General features: G+C 43.1%; 10 protein-coding genes and 1 pseudogene. 7 read left to right on the top strand and 4 right to left on the bottom strand.

Annotated features, from left to right (window positions below):
* Positions 1 to 173: 173 nt before the first annotated feature.
* The 3 genes from ppc to metB form a co-directional block, all read right to left on the bottom strand.
* Positions 174 to 2,813, bottom strand: coding sequence for a phosphoenolpyruvate carboxylase (gene ppc, locus PSF11_RS20110; RefSeq protein ID WP_004924587.1), 2,640 nt, complete (start codon positions 2,811 to 2,813; stop codon positions 174 to 176).
* 393 nt (positions 2,814 to 3,206) lie between these two features.
* The gene (locus PSF11_RS20105; RefSeq protein ID WP_042117148.1) at positions 3,207 to 5,648 is read right to left on the bottom strand and encodes a bifunctional aspartate kinase/homoserine dehydrogenase II; all 2,442 of its coding nucleotides are present in this window, start codon (positions 5,646 to 5,648) and stop codon (positions 3,207 to 3,209) included.
* Between the two features lie 11 nt (positions 5,649 to 5,659).
* Entirely contained in the window at positions 5,660 to 6,820 is a 1,161-nt protein-coding gene (gene metB / locus PSF11_RS20100) for a cystathionine gamma-synthase (RefSeq protein WP_014657255.1), read from the bottom strand.
* A gap of 314 nt (positions 6,821 to 7,134) precedes the next feature.
* Between metB and metJ the strand changes: the two genes are divergently transcribed.
* The 3 genes from metJ (at position 7,135) to PSF11_RS20085 (ending at position 11,019) form a co-directional block, all read left to right on the top strand.
* Positions 7,135 to 7,452, top strand: coding sequence for a met regulon transcriptional regulator MetJ (metJ, locus tag PSF11_RS20095; RefSeq protein ID WP_004924597.1), 318 nt, complete (start codon positions 7,135 to 7,137; stop codon positions 7,450 to 7,452).
* A gap of 175 nt (positions 7,453 to 7,627) precedes the next feature.
* On the top strand, positions 7,628 to 8,380 hold the full coding sequence (locus PSF11_RS20090) for a hypothetical protein (RefSeq protein ID WP_004924598.1): 753 nt from the start codon (positions 7,628 to 7,630) through the stop codon (positions 8,378 to 8,380).
* Between the two features lie 461 nt (positions 8,381 to 8,841).
* On the top strand, positions 8,842 to 11,019 hold the full coding sequence (locus PSF11_RS20085; protein WP_072502680.1) for an autotransporter domain-containing protein: 2,178 nt from the start codon (positions 8,842 to 8,844) through the stop codon (positions 11,017 to 11,019).
* 100 nt (positions 11,020 to 11,119) lie between these two features.
* Here the strand turns inward: PSF11_RS20085 and rpmE are convergent, their stop codons facing one another.
* A complete protein-coding gene (rpmE, locus tag PSF11_RS20080) occupies positions 11,120 to 11,335 on the bottom strand; it encodes a 50S ribosomal protein L31 (RefSeq protein ID WP_004924604.1) in 216 nt (71 codons plus the stop codon).
* Positions 11,336 to 11,553: 218 nt separating this feature from the next.
* Between rpmE and priA the strand changes: the two genes are divergently transcribed.
* The 4 genes and pseudogenes from priA (at position 11,554) to PSF11_RS20060 (ending at position 14,902) form a co-directional block, all read left to right on the top strand.
* Positions 11,554 to 13,752, top strand: a complete 2,199-nt coding sequence (priA, locus tag PSF11_RS20075) for a primosomal protein N' (protein WP_072502679.1) — start codon at positions 11,554 to 11,556, stop codon at positions 13,750 to 13,752.
* 53 nt (positions 13,753 to 13,805) lie between these two features.
* A pseudogene (locus PSF11_RS20070) lies at positions 13,806 to 14,063 on the top strand (RHS repeat-associated core domain-containing protein); the annotation flags it as partial.
* Between the two features lie 21 nt (positions 14,064 to 14,084).
* The gene (locus PSF11_RS20065; RefSeq protein ID WP_072502678.1) at positions 14,085 to 14,504 is read left to right on the top strand and encodes a hypothetical protein; all 420 of its coding nucleotides are present in this window, start codon (positions 14,085 to 14,087) and stop codon (positions 14,502 to 14,504) included.
* A 2-nt stretch (positions 14,505 to 14,506) separates the two neighbouring features.
* The gene (locus PSF11_RS20060; RefSeq protein WP_036942559.1) at positions 14,507 to 14,902 is read left to right on the top strand and encodes an immunity 22 family protein; all 396 of its coding nucleotides are present in this window, start codon (positions 14,507 to 14,509) and stop codon (positions 14,900 to 14,902) included.
* Positions 14,903 to 15,043 lie beyond the last annotated feature (141 nt).

Here is a 15,043-nt window from a genome sequence, read left to right as displayed (position 1 = left end):
GTAAAACGAAATACAGAAAAATGTGTCGGACGCTGTCAATTATTCGTCAATAGATAAATAAAAAAGAAGGCCCCATTTCAACTTGGCAGCCTTCTTACTGTTGTCGTACGTGATGTGATATTGCACATTTTATCGGCCAAACCAGCGCATTGATCTGGCCAAAATATTATCTTCTAGCCGGTATTACGCATCCCCGCTGCAACACCTGCAATCGTCACCATCAACGCTTGCTCAACGCGAGGATCCGGATGCTCTTGCTGGCGAGAACGGTGTAGTAGCTCGGCCTGTAAAACGTTTAACGGGTCCGTATAAACATTACGTAAAGCAATTGACTCCGCAATCCAAGGTAAGTCAGCCATTAAGGCTTCATCTTTGGACACCGCCAGCACACTCTTAATATCTTCAGAGAGCTGCTCACGTAATTTCACACCCAGAGGCCAAAGGCGCTCCTCCACTAAACGGTGATCATAATATTCAGCCAGCCACAAGTCAGCCTTCGCATAAACCATTTCCAGCATGGCGATACGGGTATTAAAGAACGGCCATTGTTGCCACATTTCATCTAATATGGCTTGTTTGCCTTCTTTCTCAATCACATATTTTAACGCTGCTCCCGCCCCTAACCAAGCAGGCAACATGAGGCGATTTTGTGTCCATGCAAAAATCCATGGGATCGCACGTAATGTCTCAACGCCCCCCGTTGGACGGCGTTTTGCCGGACGAGACCCCAACGGCAACTTGCCTAATTCTAGCTCTGGTGTTGCAGCGCGGAAGTAAGGTACAAAATCAGGCTGCTCACGAACATAATCACGGTACATCGCACAAGAAACGTCAGAGAGGGTATCCATCACTGATTTCCACTCTTGTTTTGGCTCCGGTGGCGGCAGTAAATTAGCTTCTAAAATCGCGCTTGCATACAGCGCAAGGCTGCTAATCGCCACTTGTGGTAGACCAAACTTAAAGCGGATCATTTCACCTTGTTCAGTCACTCGTAATCCCCCTTTCAGGCTGCCTGGCGGTTGTGACAAGAGTGCTGAATGAGCGGGCGCACCACCACGGCCAATAGTGCCTCCACGTCCATGGAACAAGGTTAAAGTGACCCCTTCTTTGTCGCACAACTTAATCAGCGCATCTTGTGCACGATATTGCGCCCATGATGCCGCCATCACCCCAGCATCTTTTGCCGAATCAGAGTAGCCAATCATGACCATTTGGCGGTCATCAATCAGCTCACGATACCACTCAATGCTCAAGAGTTTTTGCATAACACTTTCAGCATTATTCAAATCTTCAAGTGTTTCAAACAGAGGTGCGACAGGCAGGCGAACGGATGCCCCCGCCTCTTTGAGGAGCAATTTAACGGCCAGAACATCGGAAGGAACTTTCGCCATCGAAATGACGTAAGCTGCGATGGAGTCATTTTTCGATTCTGCGATCACGCGGCAAGTTTCAAATACTTCTGCCGTTTCAGGGCTTGGTTGCCAATGACGAGGGATCAACGGCCGACGAGATTGTAATTCAGACAGTAAAAAGGCTTGTTTTTCCTCTTCACTCCAAGCTGCATAATCCCCTAACCCAAGATATTGCGTTAATTCAGCAAGCGCTTCTGTATGGCGAGTACTTTCTTGGCGAACGTCAATGCGAACGAGTTGCAAGCCAAAACTCCGTATACGACGTAACGTATCGAGTAACTGCCCATTAGCAATAATGCTCATACCACAGGCCATTAACGATTGATAACAGGCATATAGTGGATCCCACAATTGGGCATTGTCGGTCAGTAAATCGGCTGGTGGTAGTGCTTGTTCGCCTTTTACCTTGCGTTCTAAATACTCTAATGTGGAAAAGAGTTGGCTACGCAAATTTTTTGCAATTTGCCGGTAAGGTTCATCTACCTCATCTCCCCCAGCGAGCGCCCGTAACTCAGGTGTCGCTTCGGTCATGGACAGTTCAGAAACCAACACTTGGATATCTTTTAAAAAGAGATCTGCGGCTTTCCAACGGCTAAGTAGTAATACATGGCGAGTCACTTCCGCAGTCACATTCGGGTTACCGTCGCGGTCTCCTCCCATCCAAGAAGTAAAACGAATTGGGTTTGCTTCGACGGGCAGTTCAGCACCAATTGAGTCTTCTAATTGCTCATTAAATTCACGTAGGAAAGCCGGAACCGCTTCCCAAAGTGAGTTTTCAACTACGGCGAAACCCCATTTGGCTTCATCAATTGGCGTTGGACGTATTTTACGGATTTCGTCAGTGTGCCACGACTGAGCGACCAACTGGCGTAAACGACGCATGATATTGTTGCGTTCGTAATCAGCCAGATCATCATGATCGAGTTGTGATAAGCAGGTATTCACTTCAACCAATTTATGGATCAAGGTGCGGCGTGCGATTTCAGTAGGATGGGCCGTTAGCACCAATTCGATCGACAGTTGGTTAACCGCTTGACGAAGATCACTATCGGTAAAGTTTTTCTCTTTTAAACGACTAAACAGCTTTTTAAGTGCCACAGGGTTACTCGCTGCTTCACCATGTGGCGAAATGCTATGATATTGTTCGGCAACGTTTGTCAGGTTCAAAAATTGGTTAAATGCTCTTGCAACCGGTAATAGTTCATCATTAGATAGGTTTTGCAGTGTCATCAACAGCTTTTGGCGTTGTACTTCATTGCCTGCACGCGATGATTTTGACAACTTACGAATTGATTCGACTTTATCGAGGATATCCTCACCTAATGCTTCCTTGATTGTGTCGCCAAGTAGCTTACCCAGCATACTGACATTACTGCGCATTGCGGAATATTGCTGATTCATGAGACTCCTGACCTTGTGCTTTTGGCAGAATGCTACCCCGACCTAAGTTTGCTGACGGTTAACAAACTGCGACCTAATTTCCTGTAATTAAATTTCAACCAACTGCGATAGAATTATTGTTTTGTGATGCAGTCGCCAAATTTTACCCTTGCCTCTATATAGATATCAGAAAAAAAGCGCTTTGGGGGATTTTTCTGAAATTTAATTACACCCTCATTCTTATTAGTTTTTCTTATTTAAGTCTTGTTTTAGCGCAATATATTGTCGATTCAGCACTTTTAAGACATGAATCTTGCTTAAGATTTAAATCATCAGAACAAAAAGGCAAAAAATAAAGAGGAAAAAATTAAGCGGTAGATAGGCACCGTCGCCGATGCCTATCTTTAAACGAAATTAAAGTAGTTGTGAAAGGCGATTAAGGTCGGATTGGATCGCCCCCGCGGTAACATCACGACCAGCGCCGGGCCCCCGTATGACTAATGGATTATCACGATACCAACGACTTTCAATAGCAAACACATTATCACCCGGCAGCAGCGATGACAGTGGATGATCAGGCTTAACTGCCTCTACACCAACCCGAGCACGCCCTTTTACCGCATCAAACCGTGCAACATAACGCAACACCATTCCCATTTCTTGAGCCGCTTCTAAACGTTGCTGCATCTGCTCATTGATAACTGCACTATTTTCAAAGAACTCATCCAAAGAGCCAGACTCTGCTTGGGCAGGTACTAATGATTCAACACGCACATCACTCGGCTCAATTTCATAACCTGCTTCACGCGCTAAGATGATCAATTTACGCATCACATCTTGCCCTGAAAGGTCAATGCGGGGATCTGGCTCCGTCAAACCTTGCTGCCATGCTTGTTCCACTAATTCACTAAACGGCACTGAGCCATCGAATTGTAAAAACAGCCACGATAACGTCCCTGAGAAAATACCACTTATCGCTAAGATGGCATCACCACTCTCTTTCAGGTCACGTACCGTATAGTTAATAGGTAACCCAGCCCCAACTGTCGCGTTATATAACCAATGGCGGCCAGTTTTCGTAAAAGCATCACGTATTTGACGATATTGTTGGGTTTGTGCGGCTCCCGCAATTTTGTTCGCACTGATGACATGGAACCCATAGCTGGCAAAATCCACATAGCTTTCAGCAAGAGATTCGCTCGCGGTCACATCAAGCACGACTAGATCATCATATGGATGGGCGCGCATCCATAAAAATAGATTATCATCTTCATGCTCGACAGCTTCATCATCAAAGAAAGCGAGTGCTCGGCTTGGATCAATGCCTTGATAATTCAGTAAACTACGGCGGCTATCGACTACCCCTGCTAGGACAAAATCAAAATCACTGCGTGCCGAGATATTTGGTTGCTCGGCAGCAAAAAGCTCCAACCAACGCGCACCAATATTGCCCTTCCCAAACAAGACTAAGCCAATGCGTTTTTCAGCACGGAAGAGGCTTTGGTGCATACCTTGAATTAAAGGGTCGGTCTGGTTTGAACGCAATACTGCGACGAGGCTGATCCCCTCTTCTGAGTGCCAAACAAACTCGACAGGTTGATCTTTTAACTCCTCATAGAAACGATGGCTATGCAGTGGGTTCTTGCACACCCCAGCCCCCACCAATGCAACTAATGAAAAACCTTCACGAAGTGATAAGGTGCCCGGTAACCCAGCTTCTTCTAAAACATTCAGTGCACTTTCAACCACTTCAGAGGTATAGCAGAACTGTAATAAGTTTCTATCTGAGTGGATGCCATGCGCCAGTGGCCGTAACTGAGTACGTTTTAATAATAAGTCGATATCTTTATATATCTGATTAAAATCGCGCCCCTGTGCCAGCCTTAACTCAATTAGGCAAACATCATCATGGCTAGTGACTATTTTAGCACCTGTTCCTGAAGCCAAAACACGCTCAATCTTTGTCGAACCCTGCTCAGGCTGATAGCTACATCTTAACTGTAGATCGATATTACTGACGGAAACGGGTTGCAACGTGCGAGTGTGCAGCACCGGCGCAGCAAGACGAGCCAACTCACTTGCCTCATCCAGCCGCAACAATGGCAGTAAACATGCGTCTTTGATTTTACGAGGATCCGCACTGTAAACCCCCGCCACATCACTCCAAATGGTGACTTTCTCGACCCCCGCTAATGCGCCGACTTGTGTTGCAGAGTAATCGCTCCCATTACGCCCTAGTAGAACAGTCTCTCCCGCATGGTTACGAGAAATAAACCCTGTAACAACAAGGCGATGCTGAGGATATTGCACTAAAATCTGTTGTAATAAATGGCGTGATTGCGATTCATCGACCTGAGGCTGAGCCGCTCTTTCTGCACGTAAAAACATACGTGCATCAAGCCAAGCACTTTGCATACCCGCCTCTTCTAATACTGCCGACATGAGACGAGCAGACCAAATTTCACCATGACCGACCACTTCAGCGTAAGAAGCATCATTAATAGGTTTATCTAACAAAGCGCTTAAGCGTTCGAGATCTTCAACAAACTGGCGATTTAATTGTTCTGCTTTTTCTTCAGGCAATAGCCCATGGATCAATTCTTGCTGATAGCGACGTAAATATTGTTGAACTTGATGAGCCGAAATGCGATCACTTTGACTCAATTTCAACCAATTAATAAGCTGATTTGTTGTACTTCCAGCGGCGGACACGACCATTAAGTCACCAGATTGGCTATAATTCGCCATAATGTTGGCAACTCGCTGATAACATTTTACATCGGCTAAACTACTACCCCCAAACTTATGTAACTGGCGATGGCATGGCCCCGCCTCGACTGCTGTCAGTACACTCATCAAATACTCCACTAACGTTGTGCTGCTATCCTAAATGCATTGTCTAAATCTGCAATGAGATCTTGGCTATCTTCGATGCCCACAGAAATGCGCAATAAACTATCTGTGATCCCTGCTGCCGCCCGAGCCTCCGCCGACATACCTGCATGTGTCATGGTGGCAGTATGCGAAATAAGCGTTTCAACACCACCTAATGACTCAGCAAGTGTAAATAATGACAGTGTGCTCAAAAACCGACGTAACTGTTGTTCATCGCCATTAAATTCAAAACTCAACATCGCCCCAAAACCTTTTTGCTGTTTCACAGCAAGATCATGGCCGATATGATCTGCTAACCCAGGATAATATAACTTTTTCACCAACGGTTGGGCTTTAAGATAATTGACGATTTCTTGGGCGTTCGCCTGCTGCTGCTTAATTCTGGGTGACAGCGTTCTCATTCCTCTTAACAACAGATAACTATCAAATGCCCCACCAGTGACGCCAATATTATTCGCCCACCATGCTAATTCTATGGCCCATTTTTCCTCTTTGGCAATCACTGCCCCCGCAATAATATCTGAATGACCATTAAGATATTTTGTACAAGAATGCACCACAAAATCGGCACCTAACGCGATAGGTTGTTGTAAGACAGGGCTTAAAAACGTGTTATCTACAACAACAAACGCCCCTGCATCATGCGCTAATCGTGCAATCTGCTCAATATCATAAATACTTAATAGTGGGTTACTTGGTGTTTCAATTAAGACTAACTTCGGCTTTTTCGCTAACGCCGCAAGAAGCTCTGATCGGTTATTTTGATTAATAAACTGAACCTGATAGGCTCCCCGTTGGTGCTGGCTATTAAATAAACGATAGCTCCCCCCATAACAATCATGTGGGGCTACCAAGAGATCACCCGGTTGCAGAAAAACAGTGCATAAAAGATGTAATGCCGACATGCCGCTGTTGGTCATTACCGCACCGCTGCCGCCTTCAAGTTGTGCAAGTGTCCTTTGCACAATATCGCGCCCAGGATTACCTCTACGCGAATAGTCATGAACTCGAGGCTCATTAAAGCCGGTAAAATTATAAGTACTCGATAGGTAAATAGGGGGCACGACGCAGCCAAACTGCGAGTCTTCATTTAATCCATTGTGAATAGCGATAGTCGACGGTTTGAGGGCCATAAACGCTTCTCCTGATTGACGGTGAGTCAAATAATACCCACTGGATGTTTGGACGTCAATATATCTAGACGTCTAAACCTCTTTACGTTTATATCAAGTAATGGAATAATCATCCCTAATGATTATGCGTAAATTGATTGTAATTTGCGCAATGTAAATTAACGCATTAATTTAAAACAGAAATTATGATAATTTATGTGATGCGTATACTAACTTATATGTCGGTTTGAGATCTGAGATTATTCATATTTGTTCTTTGAAAGATGACGGGCATATTATTTTTTTATTATTGATGAAACTAACCAAGGTAACTCATGGCTGAATGGAACGGTGAATATATCAGTCCGTATGCTGAGCATGGCAAAAAAAGTGAGCAAGTTAAAAAAATTACAGTCTCTATCCCATTAAAAGTGCTGAAAATTTTAACTGATGAGCGCACTCGTAGACAAATCAATAACTTGCGTCATGCAACGAACAGTGAATTACTGTGTGAAGCTTTCTTGCATGCCTTCACTGGACAGCCGCTGCCAAATGATGAAGATTTGCGTAAAGAGCGCAGTGATGAAATTCCTGAGGCTGCAAAAGAGATTATGCGTGAATTAGGTATTGACCCAGAAACTTGGGAATACTAAACGCTATCCCCTTATCTTATTCGTCTTAATTGGCGAAGGGTGATCAATCACTAAGATAAGGGGAATTATTCCTATTTATTTCTATTTCAGACTTTCCTTCAAGCTTTATTTTTTGTGCTTATTTACACTTTACGTGCTTCTTCCATAGAAAATAAAATACGTAAGGATTAAAGTCATGAGCTCCTATTTTCAAGCTACTGCGACGTTATTCGGTGCCGCTTTGTTGGTCACTACTGGCTGCTCTTCTTATCCACGACAAGTGGTAGACTCTCGCTCAGATGTGGCATATGAAGCACAATCTACATCCAGTGCAAAAACATTGGGTACACAATGGGGTGAAGATATCCGCTCTTCCGTCCAAGGCGTGACAGCCACTCGCATGACGAATCAACCCTATGATACTGTCACTATTTATTATCAAGGTGAACGCGTACCAAATCATGCTTACACCCAACCTTATATCAAGGTATTTCCTCTCTCTGTCGCAGTAATCAATGAGTATGGGCAACCAATGCCAATTTACCGCAATTCCCAAGGGCAATATAAACTGCCAGCCACTGAGGGTATGCGCTATACATTGCGGATCCTAAATAGCGATAGAAATAAAACTTATGAGGTAGTGACAACGGTCGACGGCCTTGATGTCCTCAATGGGCAAGCAGGTTCTTACCAAAATAATGGTTATTTAATTCGACCAGGCAAAAAACTGACCATTGAAGGTTTTCGCAAGAATAACAACCAAGTTGCCGCATTTCGTTTTGCAGCGCCTGAATCATCCTACGTGAATCAAAACGTACAAGGCGATGAACGAAATATTGGCGTTATCGGTATCGCTTTTTTTGAAGTGCGCGAAACCTTACCATTATGTGACGCTAATCCGTTCCCAGCGGATACACAATATGCACCGGCACCTTGCCGTAAGTATTAATAGCTATATAGGACAATTAGCGTATTAACCAATACGCTAATATTGGTGTAATATAAATTACTCATAATCTCCAAATTAAAATTAATTGTTTCTCATTAAAAACAGAAAAAAATCACTTTGTTAGATTAAAATTCAAAGTCACAAGCGATAAGTATCATTATTACTGATTTAATATTTTTCTTATTTACATTTCTATTATATAAAAAATACGCTTTTCTTTAGAAAAAAATATTTATATTGAGCACTATTCTTTCATAGACATCCTAAAACACAATATTCAACACCCTGATTCAGCTTATTATTTTGATTTAAACCCAAACTCAACATTAAACGTTTTGTTTATTTTCCATTCTATTATAATGAACTAATAATTGTCGAGGTAATATTAGAACATTTACTTAATAAGTAATTTGATAACTCATTATCTCATTCTACTTCCTTCTATTATTACGTAATAAATTATGAGAAAAAATAAAATCAGCACATTTGTCGCTATTGGTATTTCATTACTAGCAGCACAAAGTTATGCGGCAGAAAAACCACTTGAAATAGAAAAGAAAATAAATTTGGATAACCGAAAAGGATTTTATTCTGAGGCATTGCATATTTCTGCAGATGGCAAAATCATTGTTATGAATCTTGCTAGCGATACGCAAAGAGACAATCTTTTCCGTTGGACTGAAAAAAGTGGTCTGGTGAGCTTAGGAACGCTGAAATCAGATAATAGTGGCAGCATATCAACCAATGGCATATCAAAAAATGGTTCAGTTATCATCGGTTATTCAGAGACTGACGATGGGCAAGGTAATGCATTTCGATGGACTGAAAAAACGGGGATACAAAGCTTAACCCCAAATGCACACTCCTATGCACAAGCTGTTTCTGATGACGGAAGCGTTATTACGGGCCAGATATTTACAAATGATGGCAGTCACTTAGGAAATGCCTTTATCTGGACTGAAGATAAGGGCATGCGTAGCTTAGGGACACTAAAAAGCGATAATTCAGGCCGTTCCGATCCTAATGGCATCTCTGCGGATGGTTCTACTATTGTCGGTGATTCAAGCACTGACAGTAATGCGATGAATGCTTTTAGATGGACAGAAAAGACAGGAATGCAGGGGTTAGGCACCTTAAAATCTGATGGTTCCGGTAACTCTGCAGCCAATGCGACTTCTGCAAATGGACTCGTTGTCGTTGGCTTCTCAGACACCGATAACAACCAAAATAATGCTTTCAGATGGACAGAAACCACAGGCATGATTGGCCTCGGTACACTTAGAGCGGATAAAAGTGGTCAGTCTAGTGCTGATTTTGTCTCAAAAGACGGCTCTGTTGTGGTTGGGAGTTCAGATAGTGAGTTTGCCCATGAACAACAAACTTTCCGTTGGACAGAAAAAACAGGCATGGTTAGCCTTGGTTCATTAAAAGCCGATAATTCTGGATTCTCCGAGGCTCTTGATATGAATGGGAGTGGTTCTGTGATTGTTGGCGAAGCCTATAATGATCACAATGAACTTAGTGCGTATCGCTGGTCTGAAAGTACAGGGATGGTTGGTTTAGGCACTCTAGCATCTGATAATAGAGGCTCCTCAACGGCATATGCCGTTTCCGAAGATGGCTTGATTATTGTTGGTGCCGCTCAAACAGATGAAGATGATATCCATGCAACCCTTTGGAAGATCAAGGGTTCAGAAACTGAACCGAATATCGTGACCGTTGACGCCACTCATTCAAGCTATGCAATGTCACGCACGGCAAACCGAGGGTTTAAAGTTCTCGATTTTTATCAAAGTAGTTTAAATCATTTAAGTAATAGCCGTTGCCAATTAGGCGACAGTAGCTACTGTGTTGGTCTTTTCTCTCAATATGATAGCCTAAGTGATAATCATCGCGTTGCAACTGGTCTGTATAGCGCATTACGTTTACCTGCTGAAAATTGGACTGTCGGTGCAGCAGTGAATTTTGCTCATAATACGACCTTAGCGGATAATTATGACACCCGAAACAATAGCCGCCCTGCTGTTGGTTTATTCACTCGCTATCAACAAAACCTGAATAACAACGGTCTATATGCAGACTTATCCGCTTCATATCTAAATCAAGATGTCCGTATCACTCGTGATACATTGAAAAATACAGAAGCAGGGGAAGGAAATGCAACAATCAAAGGCTATCAAGCACGCCTAAGTATTGGTTATGGTCTTCCATTAACCTCTCAGACGCGGTTAATGCCTGAAGTTGCTTTATCCTATAAAAAAATTAACCGTAGCAGCTATACCGAGACCAAAAATGCTGAATTTGCAGCAGAATATGGCCGTATGGGTAACAAACGTACCGACCTACAATTAGGAATGAATATCAAACATAATCTCAATGAGGTATTCCAAGTAGATGGTAAGATTGGTACAGATATTAAACTCAATAGTGATCGTGATGCGTTTACGGGTTACATCCCTTATGTCGGTGCGTATACCTACGATAAAGGTGATGAGCGTACTGTTAACCCTTACGCAGTTGCAGGGCTCAATATTAACGTTACCCAAAACTCAACAATACGCACCAGTGTCGGTTGGCAACAAACTGACTACAAACATGACAGTGTAAATGTAGGTTTAGGCTATTCTTATCACTGGTAAGAACCCAATGGCTGGAAGGCGTTAAATGATTTTCAGCCATATTACCCCCATTAAAAAAGGGAAACTGAGTTTCCCTTTTTTTTGCATTTCACAGGCTTGATTACTTCTTCGCGCCTGGGATGCTGAAACGTTTGTTAAAGCGATCAACACGACCACCGGTAGCAACGTCACGCTGTTTACCAGTATAGAACGGGTGGCAGTTACCACAAACGTCCAGGTTCAATGAGTGACCTGCAGTTGAATTGATTTTCATAACATTACCGCAAGAACAAGTTGCAGTAACTTCTTCGTATTTAGGATGAATACCTTTTTTCATGGGAAAACCTCTATTAAGGCCGTGTCGCCATTCCAGCCCTAACGCCGGACACCACACGTCGTGTTGATTAAAAATGTTTTATTGGCAAAATTAGATACCAAAGGCGGCGGATCATACAGAAAATCTCTGTATCACGCAATGAAAACCACGTAGTTTTTATGGTACCCTAACAAAATAATGAAACTATTCTCGCACAAAAACCAGACGGAATTCCAGTTATGATCGTCGTTCAGGTGGCTTTACCTGTTCCTTTAAACCGCGCATTTGATTACCGCTTAGCGGATAACATGCCAATTCCACCGATTGGTAGCCGTGTTTTGGTGCCTTTTGGTAAACGGCAAGCACTCGGTGTTGTTGTGGATCATAGCCATAGCAGCGAACTTCCTGAAGATCAGCTAAAAACCGTTGACCTTGTGCTCGATCATGAAACCTTATTCCCTGATGACCTCTGGCAGCTATTGCTGTGGTCTGCACAATATTACCATTACCCTATTGGCGAAGTGTTGTTCCACGCACTCCCCATTTTGTTACGTCAGGGGAAACCGGCTGAATTTTCACCTATTTGGCAATGGCAAGCTACACCGCTCGGGCAAGAGTGTGACCTAAATACTTTAAAAGGTGCACCTAAGCAACAACAGGCACTCGCCCTACTACGCCGCCGCCCTGTGTATCGTCATCAAGTCAGTGAACTTGAATTGAGTGAAAATACGTTACGGACACTAAAAAAGAAAGATTATATCGAACTTTACCCCGTCCAACCCGTCACCGAAAAATGGCAGTCACAATTTGCCGTATGTGGCGAGCGTTTACGCCTTAATAGCGAGCAAGCCACCGCAGTTGGGGCCATTCGTGCAGAAGATGATCACTTTTCACCTTGGTTACTTGCAGGGATCACAGGTTCGGGTAAAACAGAAGTGTATCTCAGCGTATTAGAAAATATTCTCGCTCAGGGTAAACAAGCGTTAGTACTCGTTCCCGAAATTGGATTAACACCACAGACCATTAGCCGATTCCGCGAGCGCTTTAATGCCCCCGTAGACGTTCTACATTCAGGTTTGAATGATAGTGAGCGCCTTGCTGTGTGGTTACGTGCGAAACAAGGTACCAACGCAATTGTGATTGGCACACGCTCCGCACTTTTTACCCCGTTTTCCCGTTTAGGGATCATCATTATTGATGAGGAGCACGATAGCTCTTATAAACAGCAAGATGGATGGCGTTATCATGCACGTGACCTTGCTGTATTTCGAGCCAAAAAAGAAAATATTCCCATTATTATGGGCACGGCAACGCCCTCTTTAGAAACCTTATATAATGTTCAGCAGAAAAAATATCGTCAGTTAAACTTAACATTACGGGCGGGTAATGCACGTCCTGCGACACAGCATCTTATCGACCTAAAAGGGCAGCCACTAAAGTTTGGTTTATCCCATTTATTGATTAAACATATTCAAGATCACCTCGCACAAAATAATCAGGTGATCCTTTTCCTAAACCGCCGAGGATATTCACCTGCGTTGCTCTGCCATGAGTGTGGCTGGATAGCTGAGTGTCAACGGTGTGATCACTATTATACCTTGCACCAACAATTCCATCAGTTACGCTGCCACCATTGTGATAGCCAAAAACCTATCCCCCGACAATGCCCTCAATGTGGCTCAACCCACCTTGTTCCTGTGGGGATAGGAACCGAGCAACTCGAAGAAGGGATCAATACGTTATTCCCCAATGTCCCTGTTACGCGTATTGACCGAGATACTACTAGCCGCAAGGGTGAATTAGAGCAGCATTTGAATGAGGTACACGCGGGTGGAGCGCGTATTCTCATTGGCACACAAATGCTAGCAAAAGGGCATCACTTCCCTGACGTCACCTTAGTTGCCTTACTGGATGTCGATGGGGCACTGTTTTCCAGTGATTTTAGAGCTGCCGAGCGCTTTGCTCAGCTTTATATACAAGTATCAGGTCGTGCTGGCCGAGCAGGTAAACAAGGGGAAGTATTTTTACAGACTCACCACCCTGAGCACCCACTATTACAGACCTTATTAGAAAATGGTTATGATGCGTTTACCCGTGAAGCGATGGACGAACGCCGCATCGCCATGTTGCCACCCTTTTCCAGCCATATTTTAATCCGTTCAGAAGATCACAATAATCAGGATTCAAGGCAGTTCTTACAGAAAGTCCGTCACTATATTTCTGAACATCCACACAGTGATTCACGCTTATGGATTTTAGGCCCCACCCCTGCCATTCAAGCTAAGCGTGGCGGGCGTTTCCGCTGGCAACTGCTTTTACAGCATCCATCACGAGGTTATTTGCAGCAATTTGCCGCACAAATTTTACCAGAGTTACAGAGCCAGCCAGAAAGCCGCAAGGTGAAGTGGAATATTGACGTGGATCCAACGGACTGCTAGGGGATGGTGAAAGGTATTCAGCGCTTCGCCTCTCCTACTGCTAATGTTCCCCCAATAACTTACCCGATGCACTTTACGATACAGAAGGCCAGCTACAATAGTACGCTCGTTTTACATCGTGGGGCAAAACGGAAATTGAGTTAGGCAATTTGCATTCCAGCGGGTACGTTCGGAGCCAAAACCTGCGCTTTCAAGGGCAATATTTCGACAGAGAGACGGGTTTGCACTACAATCCCTTTCGGTATTATGACCCTGATATTGGGCGCTTTATCCAGCAAGATCCGATAGGGTTAGCGGGTGGGTTAAATCTGTAACAGTATGCGCCAAATCCGGTGGTTTGGGTTGATCCGTGGAGTTGGGTTCCTTGGGAGCGAGGTAAGTTTAATGAATGGTTTAACTCGGCAAATGTAAACAATATTATTAAGAAGAAAGATGCTGTATCCGCTGCATTGCGTGGTACTGGGGGAAAACATGAATTATTTCCTGTTTCTCTGGCGGCAAAAGCAAAAGAGTTAGGTTTTACGGTAGAGGAATTGAAACGTTATGTTGTCGATACAAACAAAATCACATTTACAAATGTTACAAATTCAAAAGGAGTGCGGCTAGCAGATGGTGGGCACCATGGTAGCAGGGCTGGCAGACATTTTCATAATAAATTGATTTCTGATTTAGAATCAGCCAATTCTAAACTGGAGGCTAAAAAAATCATTGGTAAACATCACCGTGAACATATGCGATTAAAAGGATGTTAAGTATGGAAAATAAAATTCATTTGTGGATTGGAAGTAATTTTTTACCCGAAGAACAATATATAAGTTACTTCCAGTTAGACTATTCTGTAGAAGGAGATTTTGATGACCCTAACTATAAAATATGTCAGTTTTGTAAGGATGTAGGCCTGAAATGGTATGATGAGGATTTTATTGGGATCATACCGAGGCATAAAGAAGATGTTTCTTTAGATGATATTTTAGTTGATGCAGCAGTTGATGACAGTGAGTTAAATATAATTAAAGAAAAATGTAATAATTTGGGAATAAAAAAAGCAAATGCGATTTTTTGGTATCAAAATGAAGATTTTGAAATAAAAAAACCAATAAAGGATTTTTATAATGGGTTGAAATACATAGGTCTATTTCAAGCTGATTGAATATTCTTATATTTAATAATAATTTTCATATCGTGTATTACCTGCTTTTTGTCCACTCCCCATTAATTAAGACACCCTAAACTAGAGTTTTCTAACTGTTTACGATAGGCCTCCTGAGGGAGGTGATTTAAGCTTTCGTGC

This window comes from Providencia sp. PROV119 (genome assembly GCF_028482435.1).
Taxonomy (GTDB): domain Bacteria; phylum Pseudomonadota; class Gammaproteobacteria; order Enterobacterales; family Enterobacteriaceae; genus Providencia; species Providencia stuartii.
Note: the sequence above shows the minus strand (reverse complement) of the source record. Positions and strands in the feature narration are given on the sequence as shown.